The organism is Deinococcus aerophilus (assembly GCF_014647075.1).
In the GTDB taxonomy this organism is placed as follows: Bacteria; Deinococcota; Deinococci; order Deinococcales; family Deinococcaceae; genus Deinococcus; species Deinococcus aerophilus.
This window is the reverse complement of the sequence record NZ_BMOM01000001.1, coordinates 77,723-95,151: the sequence shown is the minus strand read 5'-3', so window position 1 is coordinate 95,151 and position 17,429 is coordinate 77,723. Positions and strand designations below refer to the sequence as shown.

Sequence of the window (17,429 nt, the reverse complement as noted above, 5' to 3'; positions counted from 1 at the left end):
TAAGTACTGCGGCGGTACTGGACCGGGTGCAATGGCCGGGTTTCCGGCGTGTGGCATATAACAAGCCCCGACCTGACCGGCCGGGGCACTTGCCTGCCCGAGGGAGGGAGGGGGGGCCAGAACTCAGTCGTGGGCGGCGACGCTGCCGTCCATGCCCGCACCGGTGTAGGCGCGGTACTGCATCTCCTCGAAGTGACGGGCATCGTCGGCCTCGTTGCGGCGGGCTGCGCCGATCATGGTACCGATCACCGCGAACAGGAATCCGGCAGGGATGCTGATCAGGCCCGGGTTCTCCAGGGGGAAGATCGCATTGGCCTGGATCAGGTGCCGGCCGGTGGTGACGGTTTCCGGGTCGATCTTCATGATGTTGGGGCTCAGACCAATCAGCAGCAGAGTGAACAGAATGCCGCCCACCAGACCCCAGATGGCACCGGTGGCGTTGAATTTCTTCCAGAACAGCGTGAACAGGATCACGGGGAGGTTGGCGCTGGCGGCGATGGCGAAGGCCAGGGCCACCAGGAAAGCCACGTTCTGGGATTTGGCCAGCAGCCCGAGCAGGATGGCAACGATGCCCACGGCGACGGTGGCGAGGCGGGCCACGCGGAACTGATCGGTCTCGCTGGCCTGTCCGCCCTTGAGGACGCCGTTGTAGATGTCGTGGGTAAAGCTGGTGCTCGCGCTGATGGTCAGTCCAGCCACGACCGCCAGGATGGTGGCGAACGCCACGGCCGTCACGAAGGCCAGTCCGAATTCGCCGCCGGTGGTCCCCACGCCGCCGAACAGCGCCTGGGCGAGCAGGGGGGCGGCCATGTTGCCGGCCTTGTTCGCGCTTTCGATGGCCTCCTTGCCCAGCAGGACGTTGGCAGCGTTGCCCAGGAAGGCGGTCATGACGTAGAACGCGCCGATCAGAACCATGGCCCACACGACGCTCTTGCGGGCGTCCTGCGCGGTGGGCACCGTGAAGAAGCGCACCAGGATGTGGGGCAGGCCGGCGGTGCCGAGCACCAGCGCCAGGCCCAGGCTGATCAGGTCGACGGGATTCTTGTATTTCACGCCGGCCCCGAGGAATTCAGCGCCGTTCTTCGCCTCGACCTGGCCCAGCAGGTTGGAAAAACTCCAGCCAAAGCGGTTAAGGATCAGCACGGTCATCACGACGGTGGCGAACATCAGCAGGGCGGCCTTGATGATCTGCACCCAGGTGGTGGCGAGCATGCCGCCGACCACCACATAGACGATCATCAGCACACCGACCAGCGGAATGGCCAGTTCGGCCTTGATGAGACCGCCGGACAGCAGGCTGATCAGGGAGCCGGCTCCAACCACCTGGGCGATCATGTAGAAGGTGCTGATGGTGATGGTACTGAGCGCAGCGTAGGTGCGCACGCGGGGGTCTTTCAGGCGGTAGACGAGCATGTCGGCCAGGGTGTACTTGCCCAGGTTGCGCAGGGGCTCGGCCACGATGAACAGCACCGTGAGATAGGCGATGAACCAGCCCACCGAGTACATGAAGCCGTCGTAGCCGTTCAGGGCAATCAGGCCGGTAATGCCCAGGAAGGACGCGGCCGACATGTAATCCCCGGCAATGGCGACGCCGTTTTGCGTGGCGCTGATCTTGCCGCCCGCGACGTAGAAGTCTCCGGCACTGGTGTTGCGCCGGGAGGCCCAGAAGGTGACGCCCAGGGTAATGGCGACGATAACGGCGGCCAGCAGCAGCGTCACTGCTGGGCCTCCAGCGCTAGGCGGTCGAAGGTGCGGGCCTTGACCACGTAGATATAGGCCATGACCCAGCCCATCACGAATTCCAGAAAGGCCAGCACGTACCCGAAGGTGATGTTGCCCAGCACCTTCTGGGCCATCAGGGGTTTGTTGTATCCGGCCAGGACGGGCAGCAGAAAATACAACACCAGAAAAGTGATGGTCATGGTGAGCGTAAAGGAGTTGCGCTGTGCCACCAACTGGTGGTACGCCGCGTTTCTCGTGCTGGACGAGCTGGGCTGGGCACTGACTACAGTCATAGAAACCTCCTGAAAAAGGTGAGTACCGTTAAAACACCCACTCAATGTCAGAAGAGGGGGCGCGTCAACAGGAAAGTTGACGGGAGAGCATCAAACGGACGGCCGTTTGGTCTTTCGGAGCTGTATGGGACTTGCAACCAGGGTAGGATTCTTTCAATATAAAATCAATGGGGCAGGTCTAAAATTCGGGTCTCTGAACGCGGAACACCCCGCAGCTTGAGCATACAAATGACCCAAAGATGTATAACTTCTGGTCTTTTCTGAGGAACACGCACCGCACATCTGCGCCGGAAACCGCAGAACCGGCCCGGTCGGGTGATCCCGCCCTGCGGCAGTCCGCGCGGCATTGGCAGGCGAGACGCCATTTCTGCGCGGACTGCCGCGTATGCTGAACCCGATGCTGCTTGACCAGTTGGGCCGACCCCTGCGTGACCTGCGCATCAGCGTGACGGACCGCTGCAACCTGCGCTGCACCTACTGCATGCCCGCCGAGATTTTCGGCCCGGACTACGCCTTCTTGCCGCGCAGCGAGCTGCTGAGCTTCGAGGAAATTGAGCGCCTCGCCCGCGCCTTCGTGGCGCTGGGGGTCCAGAAGCTGCGCCTCACCGGGGGCGAGCCGACCCTGCGCCGCGGGCTGCCGGAGCTGATCGCGCAGCTCTCGCGCCTGGACGGCGTGCAGGACATCGCCCTGACCACCAATGGGCTGCTGCTGCCGCGCCTGGCCACCGATCTGAAAGCGGCGGGACTGAATCGCGTGACCATCAGCATCGACAGCCTGGACCCCGAGGTCTTCGGGCGCATGAACGGCCTGGGCACCCACCCGCAGAAGGTGCTGGACGGCATCGACGCGGCCCTGCAGGTGGGGCTGGGCGTCAAGATCAACACGGTGGTGCAGCGCGGCGTCAACGAGGACGGCCTGCGCGGGCTGTGGCTGGCCCTGCGGGAGAAGGCGGTGGTGCGCTTTATCGAGTTCATGGACGTGGGCAACCACAACGGCTGGAACCTTGACGGCGTGGTGCCCTCGCGTGAGGTGCTCGCCCGCCTGAGTGCAGACGGCACGGGCGCGGAATTTCAGGCCCTGAACCCCCACTACCCCGGTGAGGTGGCTGCCCGCCACCGGGGGGCGGACGGCCACGAGATCGGCCTGATCTCCTCGGTCAGTGCGCCGTTCTGCGGCGACTGCACGCGCGCGCGGCTCTCGGCGGTGGGCGTGCTGTACACCTGCCTGTTTGCCGGCGCGGGCACCGATCTGCGTGCGCCGCTGCGCGCCGGGACCGACGACGCGGCCCTGCGCGACCTCATCGCGGGCGTCTGGGCCGCCCGACATGACCGCTACAGCGAGGAGCGCGGTGAGGTCACGCGCGGGCACAAGATCGAGATGTCGCACATCGGCGGCTAGGGAACCGGCGAGGAGCCGGTTTTTGCCGTGGTGAAGCGGCTCAAACGGCCCATACCCAGACACCCGGGGTGTTGTCCCCAATTCGGGAACAGTCCAGACAATCTTGTGTACCTTACACACTAACTCTAAGATGGGCTGGCTTGCGCCGCCAGCGACAAGCGACTTCGGAGGGATGCATGGCGAAGTACCCGCTCATCAAATCGACCCTGAAAGAACGGCTGCTCGGCGGCCACTACGCCGAAGGTCTTCCCCTCCCCAGCGAACCGCAGCTGGCCCGAGAATTTGAGGTCTCACGCATGACCGCCCGGCGCGCCATCGACGAGCTGGAACGCGAGGGCTACGTCTACCGGGTGCAGGGAGCCGGCACCTTTCCCACCGGCAAACGCTTTCGCCAGGGCATGTTCCGGGTGCGGCCCTTCAAGGAATGGGCGCGTCACCCCGACCACCGCACCACCGTCCTGCGGGCCATGCAGATCGAGGCCACCCCGGAAATTGCCATCGTGCTGCAGATCCAGACCGGCGACCCGGTGATCTTCGTACACCGCCTGAGAAATGCGGGCGACGAGGCGCTGGTGATCGAGAAACGCTACGTGAACGCCGCGCTCGCTCCGGGCCTGCTCGACCACAACCTGGGAGCCGAGAGCATCCACGAGACCATGGTGGGCATGGGCGTGCCGCTCGCGCGGGTCGAGCAGAACCTGGAGGCCGTCAACCTGCGCCAGGAAGAGGCGGACCTGCTGCGCGTGCCGCTGGGCACCGCCGCCTTTTTGCTGCGGCGCACCACCTACAGCGGACAGAAACGGGCCAGCTATGTCAACTACTGGGTGCGCGGCGACCGCTACGCCTTCCAGGACACCTTCGAGCCGTAAAGGCCGTAAAGATAGCCCCACCCACCAAGAAAAACCGCCCCCGAAAGGAGGCGGTTTTCTGGTTGTCCGGGTCCGGCTCAGGCAGCCTTGTTGTTGTGGGCGCCCTGAGCCGCGTCCACCAGGGCCTTGAAGGCCTCGGGTTCACGGGCGGCGATGTCGGCCAGAACCTTGCGGTTCAGGTCGATACCGGCGAGCTTCAGGCCACCGATGAAGGTGCTGTAGTTCATGCCGTGCAGGCGCGCGCCCGCGTTGATGCGCTGAATCCACAGGCGGCGGAAGTCACGCTTCTTGTTGCGGCGGTCGCGGTACTCGTAGGTCGCGGCGTTCAGCAGCGTCTGGAAGGCGTTGCGGTACTGGCGGCTGCGGCTGCCCCAGAAGCCCTTGGCGCGCTTCAGGACCTTCTTGTGACGGCGGCGGCGGACGATGCCGGTCTTGACGCGGGCCATTATTTGCCTCCCTTATAGGGCAGCATCTTCTTCATGCGCGCCCACTCGCTCTGGGCGAGCACGAAGCCCTTGCCCTTGCCGCGGATCTCATCGCCGCTCTTGCCGGTGTTCTGGTGGCGCTTGCCACTCTTGAACGCCATAACCTTGCCGGTGCCGGTGATCTTGATCCGGCGCGTGGCACTCTTCAGTGTCTTCATCTTGGGCATGGTGGCCCTCCTTAGCTGAGTCCGGTTGCGCTGCCCTGCAGGCAGGCTTCCGTCTGGGGTTCGGGCCGTTCAGAACGCGACCGGTCTTTTGAACTGCGCCGGGTCTGAACCGTTGGTCGCCCTGCCCCACTTGACCAAGAGAAGACTATACGCGAAGGCGGTGGGCGGCGGCAAGGGTGGGGGCGGCTCCTGCGGACGGCCCTGTCGCCCAGACAGGAACACCCGCCGCGCACGCGATCCGCTAGGCTGAGCTCCACATGGATTTCAATCTGCCCGACGACCTGCGCGAGGTGCAGGCGACCATCCGCGACTTCATGCTCGACCGCGTAGAACCCCGCGCACACGAGATCGAGGACACCAACAGCGTGCCGCCGGAACTGCTGAAGGAGGCGGCGAACCTGGGGCTGTTCGGCCTGAGCATTCCCGAGGAGTACGGCGGCGTGGGGCTGGGCATGCTGGGACGCTGCGCCGTGTACGAGGCGCTGGGGCAGGGCCACATGGGCTTCGGCGGCGTGATCAGCGCGCACGCCTCCATCGGCACGTCGGGACTGGTCAAGCTGGGCACCGAGGAGCAAAAGCAGCGCTTCCTGCCGCGCATGGCCTCGGGCGAGTGCGTGGCGGGCTTCGCGATCACCGAACCGAGCAGCGGCTCGGACGCCGCGAACATCCGCACCCGCGCCGAGAAGAAGGGCGACGCGTATGTCCTGAACGGCACCAAGCACTACATCTCCAACGCCCCCATTGCCGGACTCCTCACCGTGATCGCCATCACCGATCCCGCGCGGGGCAGCAAGGGCATGAGCGCCTTTCTGGTCGAGCCGCAGAACACTCCCGGCGTGCGGGTGGGCAAGATTGACGAGAAGATGGGTCAGAAGGGAGCCCTGAGCGCCGAGGTGATCTTCGAGGACGCCGAGATCCCGGCCGCCAACCTGCTTGGCCCCGAGCACATGGGATACCGCGAGGCGCTGGGCATCCTGACCGCCGGACGGGTGGGCATTGCCGCGCGGTCCACCGGGGCCATGCAGCGTCTGCTGGACCTCTCGGTGGCCCACGCCAAGACCCGCGAACAGTTCGGGCAGCCCATCGGCGAGTTCCAGGCGGTGCAGTTCATGCTCGCCGAGATGGAGATTGCCGTTCAGACCAGCCGGGTGCTGTGGCAGAAGGTCGCGTGGATGGTGGACGAGGGGCAGGACGTGCGGCGCATGGCGAGCGTGGCCAAGTACCACGCCACCGAGGCGCTGTCGCAGGTGGCGGACAAGGCCGTGCAGGTGGCCGGCGGCATGGGCTACATGAAGGACAGCCCGGTCGAGCGCTACTACCGCGACCAGCGCCTGCTGCGCATCTACGAGGGCACCAGCGAGATCCAGAAGCTGATCATCGCCCGCGACCTGCTCGCCTGAACCGCGGGGCAGATCGGCGCGGCCGGGTCCTCAGCGGTCCAGTCCGGTCAACCACCAGCGCAGGAACCCGGGCAGACGGGCGGCCCACGCCGCCTCGTCGTGCCAGTGGCCCGCGCCGACCGTGAACTGCAGATTGCGAACGGCGGGGCGCAGGCGGGCGGCGAGGTCCTGGGTGCGCCGCACGACCTCCGCTGCGCCCGTCACGGTGTCCGCTTCATGGTCGCCCATGTCCACCCACACGCGGGTGTCGGGCGCGGTCCGCCCCTGCAACCAGCGCAGCAGTTCGAAGTCGGCGGGCCACACCGCCGGACTGAACACCCCCAGCGTGCCGTACCCCTGCGGATCACGCAGGCCCCCGTACAGCGTGACCAGCCCCCCGAACGAGGACCCGGCCAGTGCCGTGTGCGCGGCGTCCACGTTTCCAAAGCGTGCCGAGAGTGCGGGCTGAAGGGTCCCCATGATCCAGTCCAGATACTCGTCTGCGCCCGGTTGAAAGCCGTTCAGTTCAAAGGGAAACGGAACGTAGCGGCGGCTGCGCTCCTCGTTCACGCTCAGGGCGACGATCAGGCACGGGTGTCCCTCACCGGCCAGCACCTGTGCGGCCCCGGCAGCGTCCCAGCTCTGTCCGGCAAAACTGGCGGCCTCATCGAAGACGTTCTGGCCGTCGTGCAGGATCACGCGGGGCAATGCCGCTGTGGGATGGGCGGCGGGCCACCACAGCCGCACGGTCTGCTCACCCCATGGCGCAGCCAGGGTCAGTTCCTCGCGCGGCGCGGCCGAGCGCGGGGGCTGGTCCCTTCCCTGCCGCCTGTCCTGCCAGCCCGCGAGGTCCAGGGTCAGGGTCATATCCCCGGTCACCGCCCCCGTGTGCGCGGGCGCACGCCCGCCCCAAGCATTGCCTTCCTCGATGACCTGTCCGTGCGCCGTCCGCACCCGCACCTTGAGGCCCAGCAGCGTGCCCTCCGGGAACTCCACGTTCAGCTCGGCTCCCGCGCCGCAGCGGCGAAAGGTCCAGCCGGCCGGATCGCTGCTCCAGGCGCGGTGCTGCCCGGTCAGGAACAGGTCGCCCGCTGGCGTGTGGGGCGGCAGGGTGGGCAGCAGGACGCGCAGGCGGGCCATGCCCGGAGTGTAGCGGCCCCCGCCCCGGCGCACAGCAGCCTGCGGACCGCAGCATTCCCGACGGACTTGCCGGGCCCGGACGGCCACACTGCCCTCAGGACGGCCCCCGCAGTTCAGGCCCCCCCACCCGGGTTAAGCCGCCATCAGCTCCGGTAACGGTCCTGTCAGCCTCCCGGGAGTACCCTGGAGGTGTGACAGATGAGTGGTCGGCCAACCGGCCTGGGACGGCAAATCGCTTGCCCGACCTTGCCAGACTTGATATAGTTACACTCAAGTTTCTTGGTAGCGCTGTTACTACAGAACTGCCGCCGGAAACCTCCTCTTTCTAAAGACCTGCAAGGGCCAAAGGAGTTCCGCAATGCCCACCGAAAATACCCCGTTCGTCCTTCCCAAGACCATTCCGGTCTGCCCGGTTCGCGGCAGCGTGATCTATCCGACGATGGTGCAGCACATCGACGCCAGCCGTTCCATCTCCATCAATGCCATCGAGGCGGCCATGAACGCCGAGAAGGTCATCCTGATCGTGTCTCAGAAGGACAAGGACGTGGATGATCCCAAGGGCGAGGATCTGTACGACGTGGGCACCGCCTGCAACGTGCTGCGCGTGCGCAAGAACCCGGACGGCACGGTGCAGATGCTGGTGAGCGCGGTCTCGCGCGTGCGGGTCAGCAAGTACACCGGCGGCGACTACCTGCGCGCCGCCGTCACGGAGCTGAAGGCCGAGCAGGACAACCCGGTGGAGTTGCAGGCGCTGGCCCGTGAACTGCGTGAGCGCTTCGAGGTGATCGCCGCCGGCGGCAGGATCAGCGCCGAGAGTGTGCAGACCATCAACAGCAAGGACGACGTGGGCGAGATGGCCGACCACATTGCCTTCAACCTGGATTTCAAGCTTGAGGATAAGCAGGCCCTGCTGGAGGCCGCCCGCCTGACCGACCGCGTGCGCACGCTGCTGACACTGCTGGACACCGAGCAGGAAGTGCAGGCGGTGCAGGCCAAGATCCGCGCGCAGGTGAAAGAAGAGATCGACAAGAACCAGCGCGAGTACTACCTGCGCGAGCAGATGAAGGTCATCCAGAAGGAGCTGCAGGGCGGCGAGGACGGCGAGGAGGTCGACGAGGCCGAGGCCTTCCGCACCAAGATCGACGCGCTGGAGCTCAAGCCCGAGGTCAAGAAGGAGATTGACCGCGAGGTCAACCGTCTGGCGCGCATGCACCCCGACGCCGCCGAGGCCTCGGTGATCCGCACCTACCTGACCTGGGTGACCGAGCTGCCGTGGAATGTGCGCAGCGAGGACCGCCTGGACGTGGAGGAAGCCGCCCAGGTCCTTGACGAGGACCACTACGGCCTGGAGAAGGTCAAGGACCGCGTGCTGGAATTCCTGGCCGTGCGCCGCCTGCGCAAGGAACGCGCCGAGCGCGGTGACCTCAGCGCCGAGGACGTGAACAAGGGACCGATTCTGGTGTTCACCGGTCCTCCCGGCGTGGGCAAGACGAGCATCGCGCAGAGCATCGCCAAGGCGCTGGGCCGCAAGTACGTGCGCATCGCCCTGGGCGGCGCCCGCGACGAGAGTGACATCCGCGGCCACCGCCGCACCTACATCGGCGCGATGCCCGGCCGCCTGATTCAGGGCATCCGCACGGCGGGCACCAAGAACCCGGTGATTCTGCTGGACGAGGTGGACAAGCTGGGCAGCTCGTACCAGGGCGATCCCTCGGCGGCGCTGCTGGAAGTGCTGGACCCCGCACAGAACCAGAACTTTACCGACCACTACATGGGCGTGGCCTTCGACCTCAGCGAGGTGATGTTCATCGCCACCGCCAACTACCCCGAGCAGATTCCGGCGGCGCTGATGGACCGCATGGAGGTCATTGACTTCTCCAGCTACATCGAGCAGGAGAAGCTGGAAATCGCCAAGCGCTACCTGATGCCGCGCCAGCTCACCCAAAACGGCCTGAAGCCCAACCAGATCGCCTTTACCGACGCGGCGCTGGAAAAGCTGATCAGCCACTACACCCGTGAGGCGGGCGTGCGCAACCTGGAGCGCGAGATCGGCACGGTGGCCCGTAAGGTCGCCCGGCGCATCGCCACCGGCGAGGTCAAGCGCGTCAAGGTGACCGACAAGGAGCTGGAGCGTTACCTGGGCCAGCCGCGCCACATGCCCGAGACCGAGAACCGCGAGGACATGGTGGGCGTGTCCACTGGGATGTTCTACACCCCGGTCGGCGGCGACATCCTGTTCGTGGAAACGAGCATCATGCCCGGCAAGGGTCTGGTCCTGACCGGACAGCTCGGCGACGTGATGAAGGAATCGGCCCGCGCCGCCCTGACCTACGCCAAGAGCAACGCCGAACGCTTTCACATCGACAGGGCGCGCATTGACGACAGCGAGATCCACGTGCACGTGCCTGCCGGAGCCATTCCCAAGGAAGGCCCCAGCGCCGGCGGCGCGATGGTCACCAGCCTGGTCAGCGCTCTGACCGGCATTCCCGCCCGCCACGACGTCGCCATGACCGGCGAGATGACCCTGACCGGCCGTTACCTGCCCATCGGCGGCCTGAAGGAGAAGGTACTGGGCGCGCGGCGTGCGGGCATCAAGCACATCATCATGCCCAAGGCCAACGAGCCCGATCTGCGCGACATCCCGCTGCACCTGCGCAGCTCCATGCGCTTCCACCCGTGCGAAACGGTCGATCAGGTGCTGGACGTGGCCCTGGTGGGCGGCCTGAAGGCCCTGGAAACCCCACGCGACGCGGCCGCCTCCCCCGCACCTTCCAGCAAGCGCCGTTCCTCACGGCGCGGCGCGGGAGCGAGCGCTTAAGCCCTCCCTGGCCCTCTTCTCTCTTTGCTGTTCCAACCCCTGCCCAGCGGCGGGGGTTGTTACGTTTGGGCCCGCTCCGCCGTTATCCTGTAGGCGATGAGCGGGCCTTTGACTTTTCTGGTGGCGAGTCCCCATCTGCGCGGCGCGGTGTTCGGAGGCGCCGTGATCCTGCTGCTGGAACACGACGAGAAAGGGGCCCTGGGGTTGATCGTGAACGCGCCCACACCGCAGCCCATCTCAGAACTGATCGAGGGGGCCGAGGACCAGAGCGCACCGGCGTGGCTGGGCGGCCCGGTGGACCCGACGCTGGGCTGGTGCCTGTACCCCGACGCCCTGGAACTGGACGGCGAGATCCGGCTGGTGCCGGGGCTGAACGTTTCCAGCAGCCTCGAGGTGCTTCACGCCGTCATGGAAAGCGGCCAGCGCTACATGCTGGTTCTGGGCTACGCAGGCTGGGGGCCGGGACAGCTCACGGAGGAGGCGCGGGTGGGCACGTGGGTCTGGGTGGAGCAGGACACCCCGGAACTGCTGTGGGACGTGCCGGCGGCGGAGCGCTGGGCCGAGGCGCTGCGGCGGCTGGGCGTGACGCCCGGCACCATCATGCCGGGCGGAGCGCAGGCCTGAACCTCGCGGCGCCGCCGAACTGAACACGCCCGACACCGCCCCACGGGTTACAAACGCCGTTCTCCACACGCGCCATGCTGTAGGGCAACGGAGGTCGGGATATGGCGCGTGTCACGCGGTACAGCAAGTTTGAAGGTGAACTGGATCAGCTCGATTCCAGCGAACTGATGCAGATGATCCAAGAAGCGCTGCTGGGGCAGGGCATGAACGACCCCTACGACCCCGACCCCAACGCGCGCCCGAGCATGGACGACCTGTTCGACGCCATCCTGGAGGCCCTGGCCGAGCGGGGCATGATTCCCGAAGAGCAGCTGATGGAGGCCATGCAGTCGGCGGACGTGCACGACACCGCCCTGGGCCAGCAGATCAGAGGGCTGATGGACAAGCTGCAGCAGGACGGCTTTATCCGCAAGGAATTCGATGAACAGGACGGTCAGGGCGGCGCGGGACCGTCGGGCGAGGCCACCTTTCAGCTCACCGACAAGAGCATCGACTTCCTGGGCTACAAGTCCCTGCGCGACCTGATGGGGGGCCTGGGCCGCTCCAGCGCGGGCGCGCACGACACCCGCGAGTACGCCAGCGGCGTGGAGATGTCGGGAGAACTCAAGAACTACGAGTTCGGCGACACCCTGAATCTGGACACCACCGCCACCCTGGGCAACGTGCTGAGCAAGGGCATGGACAACATGGAGGAATCGGACCTGGTGATCCGCCAGGCCGAGTACAACTCCTCGGCGGCGACCATCGTGCTGCTGGACTGCTCGCACTCCATGATCCTGTACGGCGAGGACCGCTTTACTCCCGCCAAGCAGGTGGCGCTGGCCCTGGCCCACCTGATCCGCACCCAGTACCCCGGCGACACGGTGAAATTCGTGCTGTTCCACGACAGCGCCGAGGAGGTGCCGGTGAGCAAGCTCGCGCAGGCGCAGATCGGGCCGTACCACACCAACACGGCGGGTGGGCTGCGGCTGGCCCAGCAGTTGCTCAAGCGCGAGAACAAGGACATGAAGCAGATCGTGATGATCACCGACGGCAAGCCCTCGGCCCTTACGCTGCCCGACGGCCGCATTTACAAGAACGCCTACGGCCTGGACCCCTACGTGCTGGGTGCCACGCTGCGTGAAGTCGCCAACTGCCGGCGCAGCGGCATCCAGGTGAACACCTTCATGCTCGCCCGCGACCCGGAACTCGTCGGGTTCGTGCGCCGGGTCAGCGAGATGACCAAGGGCAAGGCCTACTTCACCACCCCGCAGAACATCGGCCAGTACGTGCTGATGGACTTTGTGACCAACAAGACCAAGCTGGTGAACTGACACTGCCAGCCCGAAGAAGCGGGCTTCAGGGAACCCACCGTTCCTTGAAGCCCGCTTGCTGTGGCGCGGTGCCGCACCGGCCGGAAGCGCCTCAGCCCATCTTCACGAACATCGGCGGCTGAACGCCCACCATGCGGGCCATGATCCACACCTGACCCTTGTGGTGGGCCTCGTGGCTGATGATCAGGTCCAGCAGGGCGGTGACCGGCATCTCGCGGCCCCCGAAGGCCGGCACGCGGCGCTGCAGGTCCTCCTCACTCAGGGCGCTGATGGCCGCCGCGGTGGCCTCCTGGGTTTCCTGCAGCCGGTCCCTCGCCTCGCTCAGCGTGGCGCTCGCAGCGGGGGCCGCGCCGGGCTTCTCGCCGCGCACCAGACTCAGAAAGCGCGTGGCACTCACCGAGAGGTGGTCGGCCTGGCCGATGAAGCTCAGGCCACCCTCCCAGGCGCTGAAAGTCCCCTGATCTTCGGGCAGCTGCGCGTACAGGTCCAGCAGGGCATCCCGGTGGGACTGGAAGGTGCGGGCATAACGGTGCGAGGGAGTCATGTGGAAGGCAGCATAGCGGCTCGCCGGAACCGCTGCCCCGTTCCTCAGATCTGGCGCAGCAGATTCACCGTCTCGATCATGGCGAGGACCGCCTCGGCTCCCTTGTTGCCCGCCTTGATGCCGGCGCGGTTCAGGGCCTGTTCCACCGTATCGGTGGTCAGCACGCCAAAGGCCACCGGCACGCCGGTGTGCAGCGAGGTGTTCAGGATGCCCTGGGCCGCGCCGCCCGCCACAAAATCGTAGTGGTCGGTGTCTCCCTTGATGACGGCCCCCAGACACACCACCGCGTCGTAGCGGCCCGATTCGGCGAGCTTGCGGGCGATCAGCGGAATTTCATAGGAACCGGGAGCAAGAAAATGATCCAGGTGCTCGGTCTTGCCGCCGTGCTGCACAAAGGCGAGCTCGGCGCCCTCCACGAGCCGGTCCACGATCAGGTGGTTCCAGCGGGTGCTGACGACGGCGAATTTCAGGTCGGTGGCGAGCAGATGGGCTTCGATGCGCTGCATGGGAACTCCTTGGATGGGTGGGGGAACTGCGGGAACTGCCGGGCCGGGCGGGGGCCGGGCGTCAGATGCCGGTGCCGTCGGTGCCGATGTGGCCCAGCCGGGCGGCCTTGGTGCTGAGATACGCAGCGTTGTGTTCGTTGTGCCCGGCGTGCAGCGGCACCCGCTCGATGACCTCCAGCCCGAAGCCGCCCAGGGAGTGCAGCTTGCGTGGATTGTTGGTCAGGACGCGCAGCCGCCGCGCGCCGAGCAGGTGCAGCATCTGGGCTCCGATGCCAAAATCGCGGGCATCGGCGGGAAAGCCGAGCTTCAGGTTCGCCTCCACCGTATCGGCCCCGCCGTCCTGCAGGGCGTAGGCACGGATCTTGTTCAGCAGGCCGATGCCCCGGCCCTCCTGACGCAGGTACACGAGCACCCCCCGGCCCTCGGCGGCGATGGCCTGCAGGGCGGCGTCACGCTGCGGGCCGCAGTCGCAGCGCAGGCTGTGAAAGCCGTCCCCGGTCAGGCACTCGCTGTGGACCCGCACGAGCAAAGGCTGTTCATCCACCTCGCCCATCACCAGCGCGACGTGTTCGGCTCCACTCAGGGAATCCTCGAACCCCACCAGCCGGAATTCGCCGTACTCGGTGGGCAACCGGGCCTCGGCCACGAGCTGCATGAACGGATCATGTTCCAGCCGGTAGGCAATCAGGGCCTCGATGCTCCCCACCTTCAGGCCGTGCCGCTCCCCGAAGGCGAGTAGGTCCGGCAGACGGCTCATCTCGCCGTCGTCCCCCATGATCTCGCAGATCACGCCCACCGGGGCAAAGCCCGCCAGCCGCGCCAGATCACACGCGGCCTCGGTGTGTCCGGCCCGGCGCAGCACCCCGCCGGGCCGCGCCACCAGCGGAAAGATGTGTCCGGGGCGGCGGAAATCGGCAGGCCCGGCCGCGTCGTCCAGCAGCGCGGCAATGGTGGCGGCGCGGTCAAAGGCGCTGATGCCGGTGCTGTTGCTCGTGTGGTCCACACTGACCGTGAACGCCGTGCCGTTGGGGTCGGTGCTGCTTCCCACCATGGGTGTCAGGTCCAGCCGCGCGGCGCGTTCGGGCAGCAGGGTCACGCAGATCAGGCCCCGGCCCTCGCGGGCCATGAAGTTAATCCATTCGGGCGTGGCGGTCGCGGCGGGCATCAGCAGGTCGCCCTCGTTCTCGCGGTTCTCGTCGTCCACCAGAATCACCGGGCGGCCCGCCCGCAGCTCGGCGAGCAGTTCGGCAATGGGAGAAAGCGTAATGGCCGCGCCCGTCATGCCCCCACCTCCGGGGTGGTCGCCGGGGGGGTCCAGTCGCGCATGAGCAGCAGACGCTCGGCATACTTGGCCATCTGGTCGGCCTCCAGATTCACCCGCGTTCCGGCGGCCCAGGTGTGCAGCGTGGTGACCTCCAGGGTGTGCGGCACCAGCCACAGCGTGAACTCATCGGCGCGCAGATCGGCGCGGCTGCCCGCCGGACCGCCCACATCCACCACGGTCAGGCTGACCCCGTCCACCGTCACGCTGCCCTTGGGCACCAGATACCGCGCCAGAGGAGCGGGAGCGCGCACGGTCATGGTGTACGCGCCGGGCTGGGCCTCGACCCGCAACACCTCGCCCACGCCGTCCACGTGCCCGCTCACCACATGGCCGCCAAAGCGGGCCTGCGCGGTCATGGCGCGTTCCAGATTCACCGCGGAACCGACCTGCCACTGCGGGGCCGTCTTGGCCAGGGTCTCGCGGCTGAGGTCCACCGTGAAGCCTTCTGCGTTCCAGGCCGTGACGGTCAGGCAGGTGCCGTTGACCGCGATGCTCTCGCCCAGGGCCAGATCGGTCCAGGGACGCTGTGGAGCCACGGTCACGCGCAGATTGCCGTCTTGCAGGACACTGCCGGACACGCGGCCCAGCTGTTCAACGATTCCAGTAAACATCAGTGTTCTCCTTCCGCCGCGAGGTGGGGAATGGAATTCAGAAGGCCCGTGACCAGCACATCGGGGCCAAGCGGTTCGGTGTGGACCTCCCGAAGGTCCTGGGCCTGCGCCATGGGCCGCCGCGGCCCGGGCAACGGCGAGAGCCCCGCGCCCAGCACTTTGGGAGCGATCAGGACCCGCACCTCGTCCACCAGCCCGGCCTCTAAAAAGGCGCCCAGCAGAACCGGCCCACCTTCCAGCAGCACGCTGGATACCCCCAGTTCTCCCAGGGCATCCAGGGCGTGGGCGTGGTCCGCGGCGCGCAGCACCTGAATCCCCGCCGCTTCATGGGCAGCGGTATCTGCCCCGGGAGCAGCCACAAGCACCGCGCCGGGCCGCCACGCACGGGCCTGCGGGCAGGTGCGGGCCCGGCGATCGAAGACCACCGGGCGCGGATCGCGGCCCCCGGGAATGCCGCGGGTGGTCAGGGCCGGATTGTCGGCCAGCAGGGTGCCGCTGCCCACGGCAATGGCGTCGAGCTCATCTCGCCACTGCATCACGCGGCGGCGGGCCAGCGCGCCGCTGACTGCACCGTTTCCCTCACCGCCGCCGTGGGCATTCAGGGCCGCCACCTTGCCGTCCAGGGTCATGGCGTACTTGGCCACCACCCACGGTCGCCCGCGCACCATCACGCTGCGAAAGCCCGCCTGCTGGCGCAGGGCTTCGTCGGCACCCACGCCCACGGTCACGTCTATGCCGGCGGCGCGCAGGCGCGCGACCCCCCGGCCCGCCACCTGTGGGTTGGGGTCCAAGGCCGCCACGACCACCCGCCGCACGCCCGAGGCGATCACGGCGTCGGCGCAGGGAGGGGTGCGCCCATGATGGCTGCACGGCTCCAGCGTGACGTAGGCGGTGGCTCCACGCGCCCGCTCGCCCGCCTCGCGCAGCGCAAACACCTCGGCGTGCGCTTCTCCGGCGCGGGGATGAAATCCCTGGCCCACCAGCTGTGCGCCGCGCACGATCACGCAGCCCACGGGCGGGTTGGGGGCCGTGCGCCCCAGTCCTGCAGCGGCCTGGGCCAGCGCGAGCGTCATCCAGCGCTCATCGGCTGACGTGGCCGCCTCCACCCTGCCGGGCGGTGCATTCACTTCATACATGGATTGTCGCTGCCCGCCGGGGGGGCAGGGCAACGCTCCTCCTTCTCTCATCCGGACTGAACGGGCACCCATACAGGTGCGCCGCAACACCGTCGGCCCCGGAATCTCACCGGATCGGGCCTGCGCGTGGATCAGTTTGCGCGGGCTTCGCGGGCTCGGGCTTGCGCCATCACCGCCGGTAGGGACTCACACCCCACCCCGAAGGAAGCGGCCCACCCACAGAGCGGGCCGTCCCAAAGCTAGCACCGCGCCGTGTCCACACTATGAAAGAAAGCAGACAGCCGACGGGCCGCGCCATGCCCGCCCCCCTGCGCGCCGGCGGCGCGGGTAGGCCAGTGCCTACGGTTCCTGACCCAGCAGCGCCGCCAGCCCACGGGAGGCCACGTCCCGCACGGCGAAGGTCATCTGCCAGGAGATGTTGGTTTCGACGGGGTTGACTTCAATGGCGACTGCGCCGCGCCGCAGCGCTTCGGCGGCCAGCCCCGCCGCCGGATACACCACGCCGCTGGTGCCGATGATCAGGGCGACATCGGCCCCGGCGAAGGCGGTGGCCGCCGCCGCCAGCGCCGTCTCGGGCAGGTCTTCCCCGAACCACACCACATTGGGCCGCATCCGGCCGCCGCAGTCGGGGCAGGAGGGCGGCGGGGTGAAGTGGTCCGGGGCGGGCAGGTCTGCCGTCCAGTCGCAGACCTCGCAGCGTGCGGTGGTCAGGTTGCCGTGCAGCTCTACGAGCTGTCCTCCCGCCGCCCCGCTGCCCGCGCGGGTGTGCAGCCCGTCCACGTTCTGGGTGGCGAGGAAAAAGCCGTCGCCCTTTTCCCGCTCCAGCTGCGTCAGCAGTGCATGCCCGCCGTTGGGCTGGGCGCGCGTCACGTCGCGGTAGCGGCCTGCATACCACTCCCACACCAGCGCGGGGTCGCGGAAATACGCCCCCGGACTCGCGAGGTCCTCGGGCCGGAAGCGCGCCCAGTGCCCGGTCTGGGCGTCGCGGAAGGTGGGAATGCCGCTCTCGGCGCTGACGCCCGCGCCGGTCAGGACGGCCACATGACGGGCTTCTCGGAGGGCGGCGCGGGCGTCGGCAAGCTTCATCGCCCCAGCTTAG

17 protein-coding genes and 1 riboswitch are annotated in these 17,429 nt (G+C 67.4%); of the genes, 6 read left to right on the top strand and 11 right to left on the bottom strand.

The window, feature by feature from the left end; translation table 11 throughout:
- Positions 1–123: 123 nt before the first annotated feature.
- Together IEY21_RS00485 and IEY21_RS00480 are read right to left on the bottom strand one after the other, a co-directional pair.
- Positions 124–1,719, bottom strand: coding sequence for a solute symporter family protein (locus IEY21_RS00485; protein ID WP_188900219.1), 1,596 nt, complete (start codon positions 1,717–1,719; stop codon positions 124–126).
- The gene (locus tag IEY21_RS00480; RefSeq protein WP_188900217.1) at positions 1,716–2,015 is read right to left on the bottom strand and encodes a DUF485 domain-containing protein; all 300 of its coding nucleotides are present in this window, start codon (positions 2,013–2,015) and stop codon (positions 1,716–1,718) included. The genes IEY21_RS00485 and IEY21_RS00480 overlap by 4 nt, the downstream gene beginning before the upstream one ends.
- Before the next feature lie 397 nt (positions 2,016–2,412).
- Here IEY21_RS00480 and moaA point away from each other — a divergent pair, with 397 nt between their 5' ends.
- Positions 2,413–3,414: a GTP 3',8-cyclase MoaA gene (gene moaA, locus IEY21_RS00475; RefSeq protein WP_308424804.1), complete on the top strand. Its 1,002-nt coding sequence runs from the start codon at positions 2,413–2,415 to the stop codon at positions 3,412–3,414.
- A gap of 176 nt (positions 3,415–3,590) precedes the next feature.
- Positions 3,591–4,283 (top strand): GntR family transcriptional regulator, encoded by a 693-nt coding sequence (locus IEY21_RS00470; RefSeq protein ID WP_188900215.1) that lies wholly within the window; start codon positions 3,591–3,593, stop codon positions 4,281–4,283.
- Positions 4,284–4,360: 77 nt separating this feature from the next.
- On the opposite strand, the gene rplT is transcribed toward IEY21_RS00470, so the two are convergent.
- On the bottom strand, positions 4,361–4,729 hold the full coding sequence (rplT, locus tag IEY21_RS00465; protein WP_188900214.1) for a 50S ribosomal protein L20: 369 nt from the start codon (positions 4,727–4,729) through the stop codon (positions 4,361–4,363).
- Entirely contained in the window at positions 4,729–4,935 is a 207-nt protein-coding gene (rpmI, locus tag IEY21_RS00460) for a 50S ribosomal protein L35 (protein WP_039681602.1), read from the bottom strand. Before rpmI ends, rplT begins: the two co-directional genes overlap by 1 nt.
- A gap of 257 nt (positions 4,936–5,192) precedes the next feature.
- Between rpmI and IEY21_RS00455 the strand changes: the two genes are divergently transcribed.
- On the top strand, positions 5,193–6,335 hold the full coding sequence (locus IEY21_RS00455; RefSeq protein ID WP_188900212.1) for an acyl-CoA dehydrogenase family protein: 1,143 nt from the start codon (positions 5,193–5,195) through the stop codon (positions 6,333–6,335).
- Between the two features lie 30 nt (positions 6,336–6,365).
- Here the strand turns inward: IEY21_RS00455 and IEY21_RS00450 are convergent, their stop codons facing one another.
- The gene (locus IEY21_RS00450) at positions 6,366–7,454 is read right to left on the bottom strand and encodes an alpha/beta hydrolase (RefSeq protein WP_188900210.1); all 1,089 of its coding nucleotides are present in this window, start codon (positions 7,452–7,454) and stop codon (positions 6,366–6,368) included.
- Positions 7,455–7,812: 358 nt separating this feature from the next.
- Between IEY21_RS00450 and lon the strand changes: the two genes are divergently transcribed.
- The 3 genes from lon to IEY21_RS00435 all read left to right on the top strand — a co-directional run bounded on the left by lon (position 7,813) and on the right by IEY21_RS00435 (position 12,209).
- Positions 7,813–10,272: an endopeptidase La gene (lon, locus tag IEY21_RS00445; RefSeq protein ID WP_188900208.1), complete on the top strand. Its 2,460-nt coding sequence runs from the start codon at positions 7,813–7,815 to the stop codon at positions 10,270–10,272.
- 96 nt (positions 10,273–10,368) lie between these two features.
- On the top strand, positions 10,369–10,896 hold the full coding sequence (locus IEY21_RS00440; RefSeq protein ID WP_188900206.1) for a YqgE/AlgH family protein: 528 nt from the start codon (positions 10,369–10,371) through the stop codon (positions 10,894–10,896).
- A 101-nt stretch (positions 10,897–10,997) separates the two neighbouring features.
- Positions 10,998–12,209, top strand: a complete 1,212-nt coding sequence (locus tag IEY21_RS00435; RefSeq protein ID WP_188900204.1) for a vWA domain-containing protein — start codon at positions 10,998–11,000, stop codon at positions 12,207–12,209.
- 91 nt (positions 12,210–12,300) lie between these two features.
- On the opposite strand, the gene IEY21_RS00430 is transcribed toward IEY21_RS00435, so the two are convergent.
- The 6 genes from IEY21_RS00430 to IEY21_RS00405 form a co-directional block, all read right to left on the bottom strand.
- On the bottom strand, positions 12,301–12,753 hold the full coding sequence (locus tag IEY21_RS00430) for a DinB family protein (protein WP_188900202.1): 453 nt from the start codon (positions 12,751–12,753) through the stop codon (positions 12,301–12,303).
- Between the two features lie 44 nt (positions 12,754–12,797).
- Positions 12,798–13,259, bottom strand: a complete 462-nt coding sequence (gene ribH, locus IEY21_RS00425) for a 6,7-dimethyl-8-ribityllumazine synthase (RefSeq protein WP_188900200.1) — start codon at positions 13,257–13,259, stop codon at positions 12,798–12,800.
- 61 nt (positions 13,260–13,320) lie between these two features.
- A complete protein-coding gene (locus IEY21_RS00420; protein ID WP_188900199.1) occupies positions 13,321–14,541 on the bottom strand; it encodes a bifunctional 3,4-dihydroxy-2-butanone-4-phosphate synthase/GTP cyclohydrolase II in 1,221 nt (406 codons plus the stop codon).
- The gene (locus IEY21_RS00415; protein WP_188900197.1) at positions 14,538–15,194 is read right to left on the bottom strand and encodes a riboflavin synthase; all 657 of its coding nucleotides are present in this window, start codon (positions 15,192–15,194) and stop codon (positions 14,538–14,540) included. The genes IEY21_RS00420 and IEY21_RS00415 overlap by 4 nt, the downstream gene beginning before the upstream one ends.
- The gene (gene ribD / locus IEY21_RS00410; protein WP_268237755.1) at positions 15,194–16,330 is read right to left on the bottom strand and encodes a bifunctional diaminohydroxyphosphoribosylaminopyrimidine deaminase/5-amino-6-(5-phosphoribosylamino)uracil reductase RibD; all 1,137 of its coding nucleotides are present in this window, start codon (positions 16,328–16,330) and stop codon (positions 15,194–15,196) included. Before ribD ends, IEY21_RS00415 begins: the two co-directional genes overlap by 1 nt.
- 35 nt (positions 16,331–16,365) lie before the next feature.
- A riboswitch (FMN riboswitch) is annotated at positions 16,366–16,540 on the bottom strand.
- A gap of 129 nt (positions 16,541–16,669) precedes the next feature.
- Positions 16,670–17,416, bottom strand: a complete 747-nt coding sequence (locus IEY21_RS00405; protein WP_188900193.1) for an SIR2 family NAD-dependent protein deacylase — start codon at positions 17,414–17,416, stop codon at positions 16,670–16,672.
- Between the last annotated feature and the right edge of the window lie 13 nt (positions 17,417–17,429).